Origin of the sequence: Klebsiella sp. C283 (genome assembly GCF_048822555.1) — a bacterium.
GTDB lineage: Bacteria > Pseudomonadota > Gammaproteobacteria > Enterobacterales > Enterobacteriaceae > Klebsiella > Klebsiella quasipneumoniae.
The window spans coordinates 130,096-148,410 of the sequence record NZ_JBMEZS010000001.1; the positions used below are offsets into that span (position 1 = coordinate 130,096).

The following is an 18,315-nucleotide window of genomic DNA, read 5'->3' on the forward strand; positions in this document are numbered from 1 at the left end:
GGGGAAAGACTGACGGGGGCGACGGGCCGTTACTGGTAGTTAAAAGCGTCCGGATGGTTGTCGAGGCTGCCGCTGAGGGCGGCAAACAGCACGGTTTTGCCATCAATGGACAGGGCGTCGCTGACGTTAAGCCAGGTCAGCTTCTCCTGGTCGGTTTTTTCATCGACCACCGAGTATACGCCTGACATCTGTTTGGTTTTTTCCGACCAGATCACCGCGATACGCTCATGGCCGCAGTCGTGGGGTTTGCAGGCGCTTAACACCTGCCAGGATTCGCTACCCAGCTTCACCGTCTGCGCCGGCGACCCGGTGCCGCCGGTGGTCACCCAGGCGGGCAGCTGATGGCCTTTGACCATCTGGTTAAACGACGCCCGGGTGGCGGTATCGTGGGCCAGACTGTTCAGCGTGACGTCGCCTTGCGCCATGACGCTGGCGGAGGCGGCTAAGGCGATAATAGCGGTAAGCGTTTTAAACATGTTTCCTCCTGGACTTATTCCGTCCTCATAACAAGCCTCTTTATAGTGAGCGTAGATAATGATTAATGCAAACTATGACATAAATCCCGCGAATGATTAGCAGCGGTGCGCGCATGGACGTTACGCTAAGCGATATGCCATGATGCGGATTGATTAAAATTTTCCAATATATGCCCTTGTGATAAAGCAGTTAGCGAAATGGCATAGTTATTCAGGCGATAAAGCATGGCGTATGTGAATCATCTACTGACGTTTATTGAGAGTAATCCGGCGCTGGCGGTGGGATTTAACCTTATTCTGCTGCTGCTCTCTGGCATATTTGCCCACCTTTTATGCAAGTTCTTGCTGATTAAAGTGGTGCGTAAGGTCTTCTTTGGTAGCCATAAACAGGACGTGCCGCTGGAGAAGGATCGACGCATCGCCGAAAAGCTGTCCAATTTCATTCCGGTTATTATCGTCTATTACGTTCTGCAGTTTATGCCGGCGATGCCGGCATCGCTGGTGACGGCGATTAATACCATCTGCGGGATCTTGTTTTTTATTTTTATGTCGGTGTTTTTCAACGAGATGCTGGATATTGTCAACAGCTCTTATCTGCGAAAAACCAAACGTAAAAATCATTCCATTAAGGGCTATATCCAGATAGGCAAAATCTTAGTCCACATCCTGGCGGCGATTATGATCCTCGCCGTGATGTCGAACAAATCGCCGATCATTATTATCTCCAGTCTCGGGGCGGTGGCGGCGGTGCTGATGATCGTCTTCCAGCATACCCTGCTGTCGCTGGTGGCGAACGTTCAGCTGTCGTCCAACGACGTGCTCCAGCTTGGGGACTGGATTGAAATGCCTGACAAGAACCTCAGCGGTGAGGTGACGGATATCGCGCTGCACACCATTACTATCCGTAACTGGGACAATACCATTTCCCGTATTCCCACCAAGAATTTCCTCACCGAGACCTATACCAACTGGCAGGCGATGTTCTCCTCCGGGGCGCGGCGGATCATGCGCAGCATCGCCATCGATCAGCACTCGGTGCGTTTTCTCAACCAGGAGATGCTCTCCTCGATGCTGACCATCCGCGGGGTAAGCGAGCCTCTGACCACGCTGCTTGACGGTCGCGATCCCGGCGGCGTGGCGGACCGCTGGTTTGTCGATAACGGCCTGACCAACCTGACCCTGTTTCGCCACTACCTGATGCACTATCTCGCCGAGCGACCGGATATTATTAAGGAGATGTATATTGTGGCGAGGACGCTGAAACCGTCGCCGTCGGGTATCCCGTTAGAGATTTACTGCTTTACCTCTTCGACGCTGTGGAAAGACTACGAGAATACCCAGTCGGCGATATTTGAGTACATTACCGCGGTGGCCGGGCAATTTTCCCTGCGCCTCTATCAGTATCCCGCCGGGCACGATTTCTGGCGTCTCTCCCAGGAGCACGCCGCCCGGGCGGGCCTGCCGCCGTCGGCGGAAGGCTAAGCGCTGAGCTGCTGGCGCCAGAGGGCGATCTCCTCCTCCAGCCAGGCGATGAACCGGGCGACTTCCGGGCGGTTCTCCGCCTGCGGGGAGACGGTCAGCCAGTAGTGCCAGGGGTAGGGGACGGTGACGGCGGTGAGCTGCACCAGCTCGCCGCGGGCTATCGCCCCCGCCACCAGCGAGCGCCGCTCCAGCGCCACGCCCGCTCCCAGGCGAACCGCCTCCAGCACCAGGTTGGAGTCGTTCAGGCGCAGGCCCGCAGGGATGATTGTCTTTTCCAGCCCCGCCTGGCTGCACCAGGCGTTCCAGGACTCCATGGAAAAAACGATATCGCTGGCGGCGATCGCCTGCGGGGTGGTCGGCAGGTCGCCGCCGCGATAGTGCGGCGCGGCCACCACCAGCTGTTCATCGGCAAACAGATGACGGCTTTCCATCCCCTCCCAGTCGCCTTGCCCCATGCGAATGGCCAGATCGATACCTTCCTGCTGCAGGTTGACCACCGCCAGGCTGGTCAGCAGGCGCACCGCGATCTGCGGATGCCGCGCCTGAAAGCGCGCCAGCCGCGGCAGCAGCCAGTGGCAGCCAAAGGAGGGGAGCGTCGCCAGGGTCAGTTCCATCGTGCGGGGTTTGATCTGCACCATCCGCGTGGCGTCGGCGATGTGCTGTAACGCCTCGCGGATTTGCAGGGCATAGAGCCGCCCCTCTTCCGTGATGCGCACCCCGCGGCCGTGGCGGACAAACAGTGTGACGCCGACCAGGGCTTCCAGCTGTTTGATGTGCTGGCTGACCGCCGAATGGGTCACGCTCATCTCGTGGGCGGCCTGCGTCACGCTGCCGAGGCGCGCCACCGCCTCAAAGCTGCGCAGGCTGGCGACAGGGGGAAAATCTGCCATGGTGATCTCTCTTGTCAGGGCGTCAATACGTTAACGTTACTACCGGGTTAGCGGGTTTTAAAGCCGCCGCGAGCAGACAGTGGACGGGCTTCAGGCGCTCTCAGTCGGTATAGCACAGGGGAGACAGGCGGACTATCCCGTGGCGCCAATTTGTTAGTTTTTCTAACCTTTGCGGTAAGCATCCCCTGATATTCGCGGGGCGGGTTTTCCAGTAAGGTAAGCCAGCAACCCCTTTATCGCAGGCAGGAGTGACGATGAAACTCATTGGTATGATGGATTCACCTTATGTAAGACGCGTGGCGGTTTCTCTGGCGCTCTATGGCGTGGAATTTGAGAGCCTGCCGCTGTCGGTCTTTAGCGGCTTTGATGAATTCTCCCGTATTAATCCGGTGGTCAAGGCGCCGACGGTGGTTCTCGATGACGGGACACAGCTGATGGACTCCACGCTGATCCTCCACTATTTCGAAACGACCCATCCCGGCGGACGCCGGCTGCTTCCCGCGCATCCCGAGGCGCTGGCCCGCGACCTGCACCTGCTGGGGGTGATCCTCGCCGCCAGTGAAAAAGCGGTCCAGCATGTTTATGAGCACCGTCTGCGGCCGGAGGAGAAGCAGCATCAGCCGTGGATAGCCCGGGTGACCGGTCAACTGCTCGCCGCCTGTCGGGAATGGGACGCCCGGCTGGCAGACCGCGTTGCCGCCGCGCAGCCGGACCAGGTGTTGGTCACCAGCACGGTGGTCTGGTCCTTTATCCAGTTAATGATCCCGACGGTGGTGCCGGCAACGGCGTTTCCGCATATCCGCGCGCTGGCGGAGAAAGGAGAGGCGCTGCCGGCGTTTCAACAGTATCCGCTGAGTTAACGGCGGGGATGGCGCGTTGGATTGCAGCCGGACGAAGACCTTATCGCCCGGCTGGGTTGCGCTCAGCGTCTTGCCAGCGTCACCGCGTGTTGCCAGGACTGCCATCGCTGCACAAGGCGATGATGCCGGAGCAGGTCTGGCGCATAAGTGATGTGTTCTGGCAAAAAGGGCTGAAGCTCTGCCACCGTCAGCTTGTGCAACGCTTTACGCGCCAGCAGTGCCGCACCGGTCGCTGACAGCTCGGCCACATCGCTGCGCATCACCGGACAACCCAGCAGGTCGGCCTGGTACTGCATTAACCAGTCGTTTTTGGTGGGGCCCCCATCCACCAGCAGCGTGTTGAGCGTAAAGCCATGATGGGCACGCATCGCAGTGATTACATCGGCAATCTGGTAGGTAATGGACTCGAGCGCGGCACGAATGAGATGGGCACGCTTCACCCCCCGGCTTAACCCATGGATCAGTCCGCGGGCATTATCGTCCCACCAGGGCGCCCCCATGCCGGTGAGGGCGGGTACAAAAAAGACGCCTAAGGTGGAGTCTACCGAGCGAGGCAGAGCATTCAGCGCCTGGGCCAGCTCAACGGGAGAGAGTTCGCTCAAGCCCGTACTGTCGGCCATCCACGCCACCGCATCGCCGGTATGGGGAATATTCCCCTCTAGTGCATAGACCAGCCTTTCTCCGTCGTGCCAGGCCACCGTGGTGGCGAGATTGCTGACGTGACACGCCACCGAATCGACGGGCGCCATCACCGAGGTTCCTGTACCGTAAGTAGCTTTAACGCAACCGGCGGCGCCCAGACCGTGGGCGAAAAGGGCGGCATGCGAATCGCCAATCATCGCCATTACCGGGATCCCATCAGGGAGGGTGGCTAAACCAGCGGTGTAACCAAACAGGCCGCTCGATGGTTTTATCACCGGGAGTGCTGCACGCGGAATGCCAAACAGGGCGAGCATATCGGTATCCCAGTCCGCTGTTTGCAGATTCATGAGCTGCGTACGAGACGCGTTCGCGTAATCACAACAAAATTGCTGGCCTTGCGTCAGGTGCCAGAGTAGCCAGCTATCCACCGTACCGAGGCAAATCTCGCCATCTTTCGCCCGGTTGAGGCCATCCGGCGTGTGGTCCAACAGCCAGCGCATTTTCGAGGCGGAAAAGAGCGGGGCGATTGGCAGGCCGGTTACCGCCTTGATCTGCGGCTCATGACCTTGTTCACGCAGCGAGCGGCAAAATGTGGCGCTACGTGAACATTGCCAGCTCAGGGCGGGCGCTATGGCCTCGCCCGTTTCCCGATACCAGCCCACGACGGTTTCGCGCTGGTTGCTGATCGCCAGGGCAGCCACACGCTCCGCGCCAACGGCGGCCACTGTGCGAGAAATCACCTCCAGCGACGCGGCAAGCAGAAGCTCCGCTGACTGTTCTACCCATCCTTCCTGAGGCGTAGCGATCTCAAGCGCGCGGGAAAATTGCGCGATCACCCGCCCGTGGCTATCGAAGGCAACGGCTTTGGCATTGGTCGTGCCCTCATCGAGGGCAATAATAATATCCTTGTTTACCGACATAGCGGCCTCCGGCCTTACTGGTGGAGATAGGTCGACACGCCCAGGTATCGCGTAAACGCCTCGTGCAGAATTGAAGCACTGGCAGAATGGTTCATCGCGACATGGTGCTCAAAGCCGTTACGGCAGATCCACGACAGCAGATTTTCCAGGTGGGGAACCTGAATGACCGCCCGACAGCCTACCGTATCCAGGGGATCGTCAACCGATTGGCCTTCGCCGACGTAGGCCTTGATTTCGCCAGTCAGGTCGTCAGTGCTGAGGCGAAAATAGGTCAGCGCGCCGCTTTTCATGCGACCATGCACGGCACCGCAGGTGTTTTCTTTGCCGACGGTGGTGCCGATAATATCGGCCGTTCCCATGTGCGGCGACTCGAGACTGGCCGAGGCAAAGTTCCCGCAATGGAACAGCACACATTTATCGCGATCGTCGCCGAAGTTATTATTCCAGTCCGCGATCGAGGCGGGGCTCAGGTTGCTGCTGGCGAGCGCGTACATGGAGAGCGCGCCCATGACATCGACTTCACAGGCGCTTGGCATCAGTTGTCCGGACATCACGCTCATGATGGAGCAGACGTTAATCCCCAGATTTTCCTGTAGCGAGGTCCAGCACTGAATCGCGGTGGTGTCGATATCGTTGGCAACAATCCACTCGCTCAGGACCACAAACAGTTTTGCCATAGTATTCAGTTTATCTGCCGGAATACCGCTGGCGTCGGCATTATCGATCAGCAGGCGGCGCTTCTCATCCACACGAATATCGTCATCACGCAGGCACTTAATCCGGGTAAATACCTCGGATAGATCTAACGTTTCCACTGCGATGCCCAAACGTTCGAGCAGTTTTTCGCTGTAGCGCACGGTGTTAAAGCCCGCAGGACGGGCGCCAATCGCGCCAACGCGTACACCGCGCATACTGTTTACCACGCGACATATCTGCGTGAAGCGCCGGAGATCCTGCTCAAACACCTCGCCGCTAAGTGCGCAAACGTGCTGGGTGGTCAGCGTAAACGGGATACCGTACTGGCGCAGGTTGTTGCAAAGGGAAATTTTGCCGCAGAAGCTATCGCGGCGCGTCGACAACCCCATTTTATCCAGATTATCCTCTTCGGCCTGAATAAGCACCGGGACGTTGAGACCGGAGAGGCGCAGCGTCTCGGCGATGGCTTTTTCATCACCAAAGTTGGGTAACAGCACCACGACACCGTGAATGTTGTCGCGGTGGGTGCGGAACAGCTCGGCGCAAATTTTGGCATCCTGCCGGGTTTCCACGCCACCCAGTTCCGTCTGGGATGGATCAAGCATAATGGTGTTAATCCCAAGGCGGCTAAACAGGGCTACCGCCTGTTCGCGCGCTTCGGCGACCAGATAGCTGGGGAAAAATCCCCGATTGCCAATAATGACGCCCATGGTGAGTTGTTGAGGAATACGGGACATTGCGTTCTCTCCAGTAAGATGTTCTTGTTATTTTTCAGGATGCTTTTTTTGTGTGCAGCTTGCGGGCGTGCTTCGCCACCCCGGCGGCATCGATTTCATGGCGCGCGCGCGTGGCGGCGCGATCGGCGGCAATGGCGTATTGCCCGTCAGGGATACCTAAGCGTTTCAACGGGATAGCGCACCCGGCCTCGGCCAGCACTTCCGCCACCAGACTCCCGACGCCGCCGTTGACGTTGTGTTCTTCCACCGTGATCGCGACCGGACAGGACTGTATTGCCTTTAGTAGCGCCTGGGTATCACAAGGACGAATAGATGGGACACTGATAACGGTGGCGTCAATACCTTCTGCAGCGAGTTGTGCGGCGGCTTCCACTATTTCATGTACCGTTGAGCCCATGGCAACCAACGCAACATCGCGCCCCGAACGCAGCACATCAATGTTGCCCGGAATAAACCGGTAATGTTCGTCATGCAGTTCCGGTAGCGCTTTACCATCGAGGCGGATATACACTGGCCCGATGTGGGCAAGGGCATAATCGATAATCTGTCGGCACTCGCCGGGACTGGACGGCGCGTAAATTTCAATATTGCCAAAACCGCGCAGAACGGCGATATCGTCAATGCTATGGTGAGTGCTGGCCAGCGGACCGTAGCTGGCGCCCGCGTTCAGCCCGAACAGTTTGACGTTGGTGTTGTTGTAGCAAACGTCGACCTTAATCTGCTCATTGGCACGTGAGATAAGGAATGGCGCCGCGTTGCAGGTCACGGCCACTTTCCCCCCCAGCGCCAGGCCGGCGGCAGCGCCAACCAGCGTCTGCTCGGCGATGCCGACGTTGACCAGCCGGCCAGGGAATCTTTTGATAAATGGGGTAATTTTCGCCGTTGAGGTGGAGTCAGCCACTACTGGCACCAGATCCACGCCGCGGTCTACGGCATCAATAAAGGCATTCACCATCACCGTGGCGAGATGTTCGCTATTACTCATCTTTCAGTTCCTCCAGCGCCAGTTCAATTTCTTCTCCTTTCGGTACCCGGTGATGCCACTCGGGCCTTCCCTGAATAAAAGAAATACCTGCGCCTTTGGTGGTATTGGCAATCACGACGTGTGGTTTCCCGTTCAGCTGCAAGCGCTCAAGGGTGGCGACCACCTCCGCCATATCGTTGCCGTTGCACTGTGTGACCTCCATGCCGAAAGCGCGCCATTTTTCATCCAGCGGGTCGGTATTCATGATCTCTTTGGTCGCACCGGCCAGCTGCAGATTATTTTTGTCGTTGATAATAATAAGGTTATCCAGCTGGTAGTGGGCGGCGACCAGCGCGGCCTCCCAGTTGCTGCCCTCCGCCAGTTCGCCATCGCCGGTGACGACAAATACGCGACGCGGGTTGTTATCGCGTTTCGCTGCCAGCGCAATGCCTACCGCCACGGGCAGACCATGGCCCAATGCGCCGGTATTGAGCTCAATACCCGGCGTCTTGTGCTTCACCGGATGTCCAGGCAGATGCGAGTCGGCGTGTTGATAGGTTGCCAGCCAGTCAAGGGGGATAAAGCCTGCCTCGGCCAACACGCAGTAGTAACCGCCGACAGCGTGCCCCTTCGATTGAATATAAATATCGCGCTCGTCGCTCTTTTCTAGCGCAGGAGAGCAGTTAAGGATGCGAAAGTAGAGGGCGGTCAGAAGTTCGACTTGTGACAAATCTGCACCGGTGTGGCCGCCTGCCGGGCTTTCCGCATTTAAGACGATGATGCGGCGGCGGATGGCGCGTGCTTTTTGTTCTAACTCCTTAACGGAGAGTGAAAACGGATTCATAAAACACCTCTTGAAAGTAAATTCTTGTATGAATAAATATTCCAGCAGGGTAAAAAAACACTTTCCATCCTGACTACCTTTTATCGTCGACAAAACAAGGTATTAATAAGTGATTGAATATATATTCACTACTGATTTATTATTCACATAGGTAAGATATGCCCTGTGACGGGGTTTGTCCACGATTTGTACGGCCTATTTTCTAAAAAAGGAGAAAACGATCACATTTGGATCGTCGGGAAAAGGGCGCTGCGCTTGTTATCTATTCAATGATGCATAAAAATAACGAGCAGAAAACAGAGGGGAATGCCATGTCGAAGCAGGATGAACAGCGGTTGCTGGTGAAGATCGCCACGCTTTACTACAGCGAGAATAAAAAGCAGTCCGAGATCGCCTCGCTGCTGCATCTGTCCCAGTCTTTTGTTTCACGGGCGCTTACCCGCTGTCAGAAAGAGGGGCTGGTGAAAATTACCGTGGTCCAGCCGACAAACATTTTTGTCGATCTGGAAAAGGCGATTGAGGAGCGTTTTGGCATTCGACAAGCGATAGTCGTGGATGTGGGCGAGAATGCTAGTTACAGCCAGGTAAAGCATGCCATCGGCAGCGCGGCGGCGCACTATGTCGAAACGCGGCTGCGGCCGGAAGACCTCGTGGGGATCTCGTCCTGGAGCAGTACGATCCGCTGCATGGTGGATGAGATGCATCCGCAGAACATTCGCGCCGCCGGGGTGATTCAGCTGTTGGGCGGCGTCGGTCCCAACGGCAACGTGCAGGCTACCATTTTAACCCAGCAGCTGGCGGCACATTTAGGCTGCCCGGCGTGGCTGTTGCCGTCGCAGAGTATTGAGCATTCCGTGGAGGAGCGCAGCCGTCTGGTAAACAGCCCGGACGTCGCGGCGGTGGTGGCGAAATTTGCCGAAGTGGATGTGGCCATCGTCGGTATTGGTGAACTGGAGCCTTCGCAGCTGCTGAAAAACTCCGGTAACTATTATAATGAAAGCATGCTCCAGCTGCTGGCGGAGCGCGGCGCGGTGGGGGATATCTGCCTGCATTACTATGATGCGGCGGGCAAACCGGTACTGAGCCAGGATGAGGATCCGGTGATCGGGATGGAGCTTGAGCAAATTCGTCGCTGTCCGCAGGTGATTGCGCTGGCCGGCGGCGTGGACAAAGAGAACGCCATCCGCGGCGCGTTGCAGGGCGACTATATTGATGTCCTGATCACCGACTTCCCGACCGCGCGCGCGTTAATTAAGGGCTAAGCGGGGGGGGAGACTGGCGTGCCTGGCGCGCCAGCGTCGCCAGTTCGTCCGCGCTGAGGCGAGTCATCCGCAACACGGTTTCAGTGTCCATACCGTTCTCTAACATCATCAGCGCGATGCGGCAGGCTTCGCGATGCTCGCCCGCCTGTAAACCTTCCTGAAGCCCCTCTTGCTGGCCTTGCTGTAACCAGCGTTGTTTTCCCTCTTCGCGACCTTTCTGCTTCAGGTACTCGGCAATCGTCATCAGGGTATCCTCATATTGCGGCAGACGTTCGACCAGCTGGTCGATAAAGTTATCCGGGTCGGCGCTATTGCCATGCAGCGACATATAGGTAAATAACGTTTTGAACTGCTGGTGGTCAGTGTATCCCATCAGCACCACCTCCACCAACTGCTGGAGGATATGGCTGAGATCGCGTTGACGGATGTGTTTCTGGACCAGTTCCAGAAGCGCGATCCGCCGATGCTGTAATATGGCGTCGTCGGGAATATCGGTCACATCGACGAGCGGAAAGGCCCCGAGATAAAGCTGTTTTGCCGGTGAGTCAGGTGGAAACTCATCCAGCCAGCACAGTGAAAAGGGATAGGGAGAAATGCTGCCATGATAAAACAGCATGGGAATTACCAGCGGCAGCGCTTTATGGCCGCGATCAAGATGCTGTTGCATGGCCGCGAGGGCATAGCGCAGGAGTCTGAATGCCATATGGCTGTCCGGGGTGCTCTGATGCTCAATGACCACATAGATATAGCCCTCTCCCTTGCTGGTCTGCAGAGAGTAGAGAATATCGGAATAGCTGGCGCGCAGGTTGTCCTCAACAAAGCTTCCGGATTCCAGGTGCAGAGTGCTTAAGTCGCACAGTTGCCGCAGCGCGGGCGGCAGATGAATATCCAGAAAATCGCGTGCGGTTTCGCTGTCGCGCAGAAAGCGCTTAAACAGACTGTCGTGCGGGGTCGAGTGAGGACGTTTTTTCATGGCTTCCTTGCCTGGCAGAGCAGAGTGGCGGGATGCTACCACCGCTTGCCGTCGGGCAGGATTTTTCGATGAGGTTTTGCGAAGCGCCTCGGAGAAAGGCGCATCGTGAGTCAGTCTCGCCTCCTGTGGCCTGAGCCACAGGAGGTCTTGCGGTTACTTATTCTCCATGACCGCTTTCTGGGCGACCACCGCCGCCTTCTGCTGCATCCGGTTTTGCATCTGATCGATAATGACCGCCACAATAATCACGATCCCTTTGATGACCATCTGCCAGAACTCGCTCACCCCCATCATCACCAGTCCGTCGGCGAGAAAACCGATGACAAACGCACCAATCAGCGTACCCAGGATGGTTCCCCGGCCGCCGGCCAGCGATGTTCCGCCCAGTACGACGGCGGCGATAGCATTCATCTCAAAAGCGGTACCGTTAGCCGGATGGCTGGCCAGCAGCTGCGCGGAGACCACTATCCCGGCAATGGCGGCGCAAAAACCGGACAGCGTGTAGACCAGCACTTTAATTTGCTTCACTTTCACGCCGGAGAGCTCGGCGGCGCGCTCATTGTCACCGATCGCATAAACATGGCGGCCAAAGGGCAAACGCCGCGCGATATAGGCGATGATCAGCGCCAGCAGGATCATCAGCCAGATGGCCCACGGGATGCCAAAGAGCGCACCTGCGCCAATTTCATCGAAACCCGTGTTGCTCAGCTGCGGATTGCCCGCGAGCCCGGGGAAGGTTTGGCCATCAGAGGTCAGCATCGCGGCTCCGCGGAGCACATACATGGTACCGAGGGTGCAGATAAACGGCGCCACATTGTAGCGGGTAATGATCCAGCCATTAACGGCGCCAATCAGCGCGCCTATCAGCAGCACCAGGGGCACAATGACCCACACGCTTGGAAAAATGGCGATGCCGAACATCGGCAAGACGATCCCTTTGGTGATAAGCCAGCCGGCTATCATTCCGCAGAGACCGAGCGTAGCGCCAATCGAAAGGTCGATACCGGCAGTGATAATGACAAAGGTGATCCCCAACGCCAGAAAGGCGTTAATCGCAATGTGTTTAATCATAATCACCATGCTGCCAGCGGATAAAAAACCGGGCACGGTCATCGTGAAGAAGCCGACAATCAGGAACAGCGCGATAAAGGTGCGCAGTTTTAATAACAACAGCAGGATATTTTCACGGGAGAGAGAGGCTCCGCCGCGCGGCGCCAGTGCGACCGATTGTGTCATTTTCATCTTAGAACCCCTGAGCGCTTGCTGAAACCAGCGCCGACTCTTCGGCCTGGTCACGAACGATATCGGCGGTCAGTTTGCCGCCTGACATCACCAGGATACGGTCAGAGACCGCCATGATTTCTTTTAAATCGGAGGTGGAGAACACCACCGCCATTCCCTGCTGCGACAATTGCACCATCATGCGAAACACATCCCCCTTGGCGCCGATGTCGATTCCGCGCGTAGGCTCGTCAAGAAACAGCACCTTCGGATTGGTTAACAGCGAACGGCCAATAACCACCTTTTGCTGATTGCCGCCGCTGAGCGCCTGGATCTCGACCTCTGGTGATGAGACCTTAATAGAGAGATTGCCAATCGTGCTGGCGACGACGGCCTCTTCCTCTTTATTGGCAATGGTTAACCCGCGCTGAAGACGACGCCACAGGCTGGCAATGGTCAGATTGCTGGCGACTGACGAGATGGGAAAAATCCCGGTCCGCTTACGATCTTCCGGCACCAGACTCATGCCCATGCGGATACGTTCGGCCGTGGTTAACCGCTGGGGAACCGGTTTGCTGTCCAGCCAGATCTTGCCAAAGTAGTGGCGCGCTGTCCCCAGCAGACATTCAAACAGCTCGGTTCGTCCGGCGCCCATCAGACCGTAGATCCCAATAATTTCACCGGCATGTGCTTTAAAACTGACGTTATCCACCACCGTATTGCCCGCGGCATTCACGCAGGTCAGGTTCTCCACTTCCAGCAGTGGGGCGCCGAAGCGGCGATCCGGGGGAAGAAAATGGCTTACCGGATCGCTGCCCAGCATTTCACGGACGATCCATGGCACATCAATTTCACTCACCCTGGCCTCCGCCTGGAATTTGCCGTCACGGAGTATGGTAATGACGTCGCCGATGGCCATCAGCTCCTCCAGACGGTGTGAGATGTAGATAATGGACACCCCCTGACGCGTCAGTTCGCGGATGACCCGAAACAGAATATCCACCTCGGTTTTGCTTAAGGCTGAGGTGGGCTCATCAAGGATCAGAATGTCCGCATTTTCCGCCAGCGCTTTGGCTATTTCGACCAACTGCTGCTGACCGACCTTCAGGTTACCCACCAGCTCCCGCGGCGAGATCGGCTGATCGAGTCGCTGCAACAGCTCCGCGGCTTGTCGTTCCTGCTCTGCTTCGTTAATTGGCGTCAGCCCGCGCTGTAGCTCGCGACCAAGAAAGATATTTTCCGCGACGCTAAGATTTTCAAACAGGTTCAGCTCCTGGTGGACCATACCAATGCCGTGGGCGGCGGCCTCGCGGGTGCTGGAGAAATGGACTATGTTGCCGTTGAGCTCCATTTCACCCAGGCTCGGCTGTTGCACACCGGCGAGAATTTTCATGAGCGTTGATTTACCGGCGCCATTTTCGCCAATGATCACGTTAACTTTGCCGCGCCAGACGTTGTAGTTGACGTTATCCAACGCCACCGTGCCGGGGAACAACATCGAAATACCACGGGTGCGTAAAATGATATCCTCTGCGGGTGAACTGGCCATCAGCGCGCCTCCTGTTTTAGCTGAAGAGCGGCCGCATCCTGCAGACTGCCGTTAATAACCGTGACCGCAAAGAGAATATCGACAGGCTTGCCTGTCCAGCTCGCGTCCACTGTCGGCAACGATTTTATCGCCTCCCGGTTGTAGGCGCGTGAAAGCTGTGCAAACTGCACCTGGTTGGTAAAGTCTTCAAATTTGAAACCGCTGGCATCGCGGATGGCATTGCCTCGCATGACAGGACCTAATTGCACGACCAACGGCTGGCCGTGTAGCGTAAGTTTGAGCTTTTGCTCGCGTGGGTTGCCGACGTCAATCCCGGTCACCTCGCTGTTCAGGCGGACAAAGACGCTCTGTGGCGTAGCGCCAGACGCCTGGCGCACTTTTTCCAGCGCAGTCGCGTCCAGCGCATGTTGGTTCGCTGCGTCAATCACACGAGATTGCCAGGTTTGTTGCGCGATCTGCTGCGGGGTGAGATGGTCGAAGCTGGGTTTCGCGTTCGGGTCGGCAGGCAGCACTGGCTTGCCATTCTCATCTAAGTCCACCACCGTGCAGGCCGTCAGCAACAGGGCGGCGCAGCCCATCAGCACGGCGCCCCATTGTTTTAACCGCATCATTTCCGCCTTACTCGCTGAGGTTGAACATGTTGAGTTTTTTCGCATTGCCACTATCGATGAGGATGCAGTCCATCAACTGCTTCTCTTCTTTCTGGGCTTTCCCGTTCTTGAGGAAAAAGTCCGCCTGTTCCACGGCCATTTGCGCCTGCTTCCAGCCAGGCTGGAGAACCGTGGCTTTAATGTTGCCCTGCTTGAGTATCGAGTCGCGCGTGTAGTCGCTGCCGTCGAAGCCGACGACAATCACGTCGTTTTTACCTGCGGCTTTCAGCGCCGCTTCCGCCCCCAGCGCCATGGTATCGTTGCCGGAAATCACACCGACGATATCCGGATTCGTCTGCAGAATAGCTTCCATACGGGTAAAGGCTTCCGTCTGGCTCCAGTTCGCCGTCTGCTGGGCGACCATTTTCATTTCCGGATAGTCGTCCAGCACATCGTGATAACCCTGCGAGCGGACGCTGGCGTTGGTGTCGGACTGACGACCTAACAGTTCGACATACTTGCCTTTACCGTTGAGGAGACTGGCGAATTTTTCCGCGCCAAGCTGGGCGCCCTGATAGTTGTTAGAGACGATCTGCGCCACGGCGACGCCGGTTTTATTGATCTCTCTGTCGATTAAAAATGCCGGCACACCTGCCGCTTTTGCTTTTTCCAGCGGGCCGACGGTGGCATCCGCGCCAGCGTTATCCAGGATGATGGCTTTGGCTTTCCGCGCAATAGCCGTTTCAATCAATTGGTTTTGTTTGTTGACGTCATCGTCGTGTGAGGCGACCAGGGTGCTGTAACCCAGCTCTTTCGCTTTCGCCGCTGCGCCGTCAGCCTCGGCTTTAAAGAACGGATTATCATGTGAAGGGGTAATGATTGCGATCAGGCCATTATCGGCGGCGAAAAGTGAGCCAGATGCGGCCATCATGGAGGCAAACAGAACAGACTTTATCAGGGTAGTTTTCATTATTATCTCCGCATTGAATATATATTCAATAATGATTTATTATTCAATGTAACCATAAAGCGGCCAGCCAGAACTGTCTACGGTTTGCACAGGTAATTTCTTAAAAAGCGAAAAGGATCACGCTTCGCGAGGCGGGCAGGTACAGGTAATAACGAAATCGTCTTCTATCAGATGGTTGATTTGCAAGGTGAAATGAGCAAGCTGTACGGAGAAGCTGGCGGTAAAACGTAAATGGATCTCCTGCGCAGTGAGTGCCACAATCCGGGCGCTGTGGAAGCCGGGCAGGGCTAAAGCGTGAGAGGACCAGGCCTTAAACCCACTCTCTTTCGCCGAAAAGGCCAGCGTCAGCGCCAGCGGGAAGGGCAGGCCGCTGTGCAATAGCACCTTTTTTTCCGCCTCGTTGATAATGCTGCTCTGCAGCTCCGCCGCCAGCTGTGGAGTAAACCGGCGCTCGATGTCGACGCCCACCGGCCGGTCAGCGACCACCGCCAGCGCGCGCTGGCCGCAGTGGCTGATACTACCGAACCAGGGCGCGGGCCACAGCGGCTGGCGCCGATCGCCAATCGCGGGAGGCTGTTTTTCTCCCACCTCGCGCAGGGCGTACACCGCGGCGATGCGCCCGGCCAGGTGCTCCGCCTGCCGCTTGCGGCTCCAGCCGCTCAGGCTGGCGTGATAGGGCAACCACAACAGATCGGCAGCCTGAAAAGTCGCCGGGTCGAAGTCGACGTGCTGCAAGCGATAGCCGGCCAGCGGCAGGGTGGAGTGAAGAATGCGCATAAGGCAAGTATACCGCGGTTGTCCCCGCCCTTTATCCTGCAAGGGCGGGGGAGGGAGAACCCGCTATCAGAAGTGGGTGTTGACGCTCATATACCAGGTGCGGCCCGATTCGTTGTAGGTCTCGGCGCCGGCGCCGTACATCGTGCCGGTGGCGCCCCCGGTGGTCTGGGCGTTGCCCGCGCGCCAGTGGCGCTTGTCGAAGACGTTATCCACGCCGCCGGTCAGACTAACGTATTTGGTCACGTCCCAGGTCGCGCTCAGGCCGAGGATGCTGTAGGGGCTGACCTCGTTCTTCTCGCTGCCGGTGACCGGTTGACCCTTATAGTTGTACTTCTTCGGCTCCTGTTTGCCGTACCAGGTAAAGGTCGACTGCAGCGAAACGTCATCGCGTACCTGCCAGCTCAGCGTGGAGTTCAGCGTGTATTCCGGGATAATCGACAGCCGATCGCCGGTCTCTTTATTCTTACTCTGCAGCATGTAGGTGATGTTGTTGGTCCAGTTCACGGTCTCGCTCACCGGGACGTTCAGCGTACCTTCCAGGCCTTCCACCACCGCTTTCGGCACGTTTTCCCATTGGTAGAGGTCGGTGCCTTTATTATTTTGATAAACCGGGGCGTAGCCCGCTTCAATTTTGTTGCGATAGTCGTTGCGGAACCACGTGACGCCCGCCAGCCAGCCGTCGCGTTTAAACTCGAGGCCAATCTCTTTGTTGATGCTGGTCTCGGCTTTTAAATCTTCATTCCCCTGCAGATAGCAGCCGTCTTTACTGGCGTAGCAGCCCTGGCCTTTGCTGTAGAGAATGTAGTTCGGGTTGGTCTGATACAGGCTCGGCGCTTTATAGGCACGGGCGATACCCATCTTCAGCGTGAAGTCGTCCCACAGGCCCTGAGACAGATTGAGGGACGGGCTCCAGTTGTTGCCGACGATGCTGTGATGATCGAAACGCAGCGCCGGGGTCAGCATGGTGGTGTCGGTCAGCTCCATGTTGTTCTCAGCGAACAGGGAGAAGATCTCCGCCTTCGAGTAGGGGCTGCGGCCGGTGCTGTCGTAGCCCGGAATTTCTCCCCCCGACAGCGCCTGGGTGTTGGAGGCCTTATCCTTCATGCGCTGCTGGTTCCACTCGCTGCCCAGCGTCAGGTTCTGATTAACCAGATAGTCGAACGGGATGCTGACTTCGCTGTGCAGCATCACATCCGCCAGATCGATATCCGTAAACTGGTTGCTGTTGAAGATCCCCTCGGTCCCCCCGGCGAGGCCTTCGCCTTTGCGCGAGTTGCGGGTACGTTCGTACTGCGCCCAGTTGCTGGTGGTCACCCCGTTGTCCCAGGCGCCGTTCCAGGTGACCGAGTAGGTGTTGCGGTACAGACGGTTGGTCTCTTTGCCGTAGTTCTCTTTTACCAGGTCGTTGGAGTTGGTGTTCTGGGTGTCGCCTGCATAGAGGTTGCCTTGGCGGCTGTAGCCGGCCTCAAACTCCAGCGACTGCATCGGGGCGAATTCCCAGCGCACCAGACCATCGATGTTTTTATTTTTTACCCCTTCGCGCCCGGCCGGCAGGGTGTCGGCATAGATCCCGGTACGTTCGGACTGATGGCCCTGGTTGATGTCCCAGGCGTCGGCCTGGGTTTTGTCGAGGTTACCGAACAGGCGGAAGCTGAAATCGCCGCCCAGCGGGCCGCTGAGGCTGAAGTTGGTGCGCTTGGTGGAGCCTTCGTCTTTGTGCTCCGGGGCGTTCATATAGGTGTTCCAGGAGCCGTGCCACTCATCGCCGGTTTTTTTAGTGATGATATTCACCACGCCGCCGGCGGCGCCGTTGCCATAGCGGGCGGCGGCCGGGCCGCGAATCACTTCGATGCGTTCGATCATCTCCGGCGGCACCCAGCTGGTGTCGCCGCGGGTGTCGCGCTCGCCGCGCCAGCCGAGACGCACGGAGTTGCGGCTGGTGACCGGCTTGCCGTCGATCAGGATCAGGGTATTTTCCGGGCCCATGCCGCGGATATCAATCTGGCGGTTATTCCCGCGCTGGCCGCTGGTGGAGTTGCCGGTCAGGTTGACCCCCGGCATGGTGCGAATGATCTCCGAGACGTCGCGCGCCGGCGGACGTTTGCGGATCTCATCGGCGGTGATGGTGGAGACGCCCGGCGCCTGCAGGTTCTGCTCGGCGGCGGTGACCACCATGGTCTCTTCCGCGGCGCTGTTTTTATCGTCGGTGGCGGTTTCCGCTGCGCTTAACGGAAAAGCAACCCCGTAAATTCCCAGATTGACCAGCAAGGCCAGGGATTTGATCCTGTTATTCATTGTTATTCCTGCTTTTTTGTCGCCACGTTCCCCAAACGCCCCTTCCCACCGGGAGGGGAGGCGGCATAAATGTTGCCGGAAGAGGGCAAAGGCACTCCGTCGCTAGCTGAATAAGCTCTCTTCGACATGTGTTGTGAAAGACGCGCTTCCCACGGCGCGCTAATACG

General features: G+C 57.4%; 16 protein-coding genes. 3 read left to right on the forward strand and 13 right to left on the reverse strand.

Features of this window, described 5'->3' with window-relative positions; translation table 11 throughout:
- Positions 1–29: 29 nt before the first annotated feature.
- Positions 30–476 (reverse strand): Ivy family C-type lysozyme inhibitor, encoded by a 447-nt coding sequence (gene ivy, locus ACOI7Z_RS00590; RefSeq protein WP_023288761.1) that lies wholly within the window; start codon positions 474–476, stop codon positions 30–32.
- A gap of 225 nt (positions 477–701) precedes the next feature.
- Between ivy and ACOI7Z_RS00595 the strand changes: the two genes are divergently transcribed.
- Positions 702–1,958, forward strand: coding sequence for a mechanosensitive ion channel family protein (locus ACOI7Z_RS00595; protein ID WP_023288762.1), 1,257 nt, complete (start codon positions 702–704; stop codon positions 1,956–1,958).
- Here the strand turns inward: ACOI7Z_RS00595 and ACOI7Z_RS00600 are convergent.
- Positions 1,955–2,848 (reverse strand): LysR substrate-binding domain-containing protein, encoded by an 894-nt coding sequence (locus ACOI7Z_RS00600; RefSeq protein WP_023288763.1) that lies wholly within the window; start codon positions 2,846–2,848, stop codon positions 1,955–1,957. The genes ACOI7Z_RS00595 and ACOI7Z_RS00600 overlap by 4 nt on opposite strands.
- Positions 2,849–3,102: 254 nt before the next feature.
- Between ACOI7Z_RS00600 and ACOI7Z_RS00605 the strand changes: the two genes are divergently transcribed.
- Complete coding sequence (locus ACOI7Z_RS00605; protein ID WP_086076126.1) at positions 3,103–3,708, forward strand: glutathione S-transferase family protein; 606 nt, start codon at positions 3,103–3,105, stop codon at positions 3,706–3,708.
- 62 nt (positions 3,709–3,770) lie between these two features.
- Here the strand turns inward: ACOI7Z_RS00605 and ACOI7Z_RS00610 are convergent, their stop codons facing one another.
- From ACOI7Z_RS00610 to ACOI7Z_RS00625, 4 genes are read right to left on the reverse strand one after another with little or no spacing between them, the layout of a single operon-like run.
- On the reverse strand, positions 3,771–5,270 hold the full coding sequence (locus ACOI7Z_RS00610; protein WP_086076127.1) for an FGGY family carbohydrate kinase: 1,500 nt from the start codon (positions 5,268–5,270) through the stop codon (positions 3,771–3,773).
- A gap of 14 nt (positions 5,271–5,284) precedes the next feature.
- Positions 5,285–6,703 carry an L-fucose/L-arabinose isomerase family protein gene (locus ACOI7Z_RS00615; protein ID WP_087849790.1) on the reverse strand — a complete coding sequence of 473 codons (1,419 nt, stop codon included), beginning with the start codon at positions 6,701–6,703 and terminating at the stop codon, positions 5,285–5,287.
- A 34-nt stretch (positions 6,704–6,737) separates the two neighbouring features.
- The gene (locus ACOI7Z_RS00620) at positions 6,738–7,688 is read right to left on the reverse strand and encodes a transketolase family protein (protein WP_087849789.1); all 951 of its coding nucleotides are present in this window, start codon (positions 7,686–7,688) and stop codon (positions 6,738–6,740) included.
- On the reverse strand, positions 7,681–8,511 hold the full coding sequence (locus ACOI7Z_RS00625) for a transketolase (protein ID WP_087849788.1): 831 nt from the start codon (positions 8,509–8,511) through the stop codon (positions 7,681–7,683). The genes ACOI7Z_RS00620 and ACOI7Z_RS00625 overlap by 8 nt, the downstream gene beginning before the upstream one ends.
- A gap of 311 nt (positions 8,512–8,822) precedes the next feature.
- Between ACOI7Z_RS00625 and ACOI7Z_RS00630 the strand changes: the two genes are divergently transcribed.
- The gene (locus tag ACOI7Z_RS00630; protein WP_004885703.1) at positions 8,823–9,773 is read left to right on the forward strand and encodes a sugar-binding transcriptional regulator; all 951 of its coding nucleotides are present in this window, start codon (positions 8,823–8,825) and stop codon (positions 9,771–9,773) included.
- Here ACOI7Z_RS00630 and ACOI7Z_RS00635 read toward each other — a convergent pair.
- The 7 genes from ACOI7Z_RS00635 to fepA form a co-directional block, all read right to left on the reverse strand.
- The gene (locus ACOI7Z_RS00635; protein ID WP_048296995.1) at positions 9,763–10,746 is read right to left on the reverse strand and encodes an Rpn family recombination-promoting nuclease/putative transposase; all 984 of its coding nucleotides are present in this window, start codon (positions 10,744–10,746) and stop codon (positions 9,763–9,765) included. The two genes, ACOI7Z_RS00630 and ACOI7Z_RS00635, sit on opposite strands and share 11 nt — an antisense overlap.
- A gap of 153 nt (positions 10,747–10,899) precedes the next feature.
- Positions 10,900–11,988 carry an ABC transporter permease gene (locus ACOI7Z_RS00640; RefSeq protein ID WP_087849787.1) on the reverse strand — a complete coding sequence of 363 codons (1,089 nt, stop codon included), beginning with the start codon at positions 11,986–11,988 and terminating at the stop codon, positions 10,900–10,902.
- Position 11,989: 1 nt separating this feature from the next.
- Positions 11,990–13,516, reverse strand: a complete 1,527-nt coding sequence (locus ACOI7Z_RS00645) for a sugar ABC transporter ATP-binding protein (protein ID WP_170927867.1) — start codon at positions 13,514–13,516, stop codon at positions 11,990–11,992.
- Positions 13,516–14,124: a DUF2291 family protein gene (locus ACOI7Z_RS00650; RefSeq protein WP_170927866.1), complete on the reverse strand. Its 609-nt coding sequence runs from the start codon at positions 14,122–14,124 to the stop codon at positions 13,516–13,518. The genes ACOI7Z_RS00645 and ACOI7Z_RS00650 overlap by 1 nt, the downstream gene beginning before the upstream one ends.
- A gap of 10 nt (positions 14,125–14,134) precedes the next feature.
- Positions 14,135–15,076: a D-ribose ABC transporter substrate-binding protein gene (locus ACOI7Z_RS00655; protein WP_004178959.1), complete on the reverse strand. Its 942-nt coding sequence runs from the start codon at positions 15,074–15,076 to the stop codon at positions 14,135–14,137.
- Between the two features lie 117 nt (positions 15,077–15,193).
- The gene (entD, locus tag ACOI7Z_RS00660) at positions 15,194–15,853 is read right to left on the reverse strand and encodes an enterobactin synthase subunit EntD (RefSeq protein ID WP_087849785.1); all 660 of its coding nucleotides are present in this window, start codon (positions 15,851–15,853) and stop codon (positions 15,194–15,196) included.
- Positions 15,854–15,919: 66 nt separating this feature from the next.
- Positions 15,920–18,148, reverse strand: a complete 2,229-nt coding sequence (gene fepA, locus ACOI7Z_RS00665) for a siderophore enterobactin receptor FepA (RefSeq protein ID WP_087826796.1) — start codon at positions 18,146–18,148, stop codon at positions 15,920–15,922.
- Positions 18,149–18,315 lie beyond the last annotated feature (167 nt).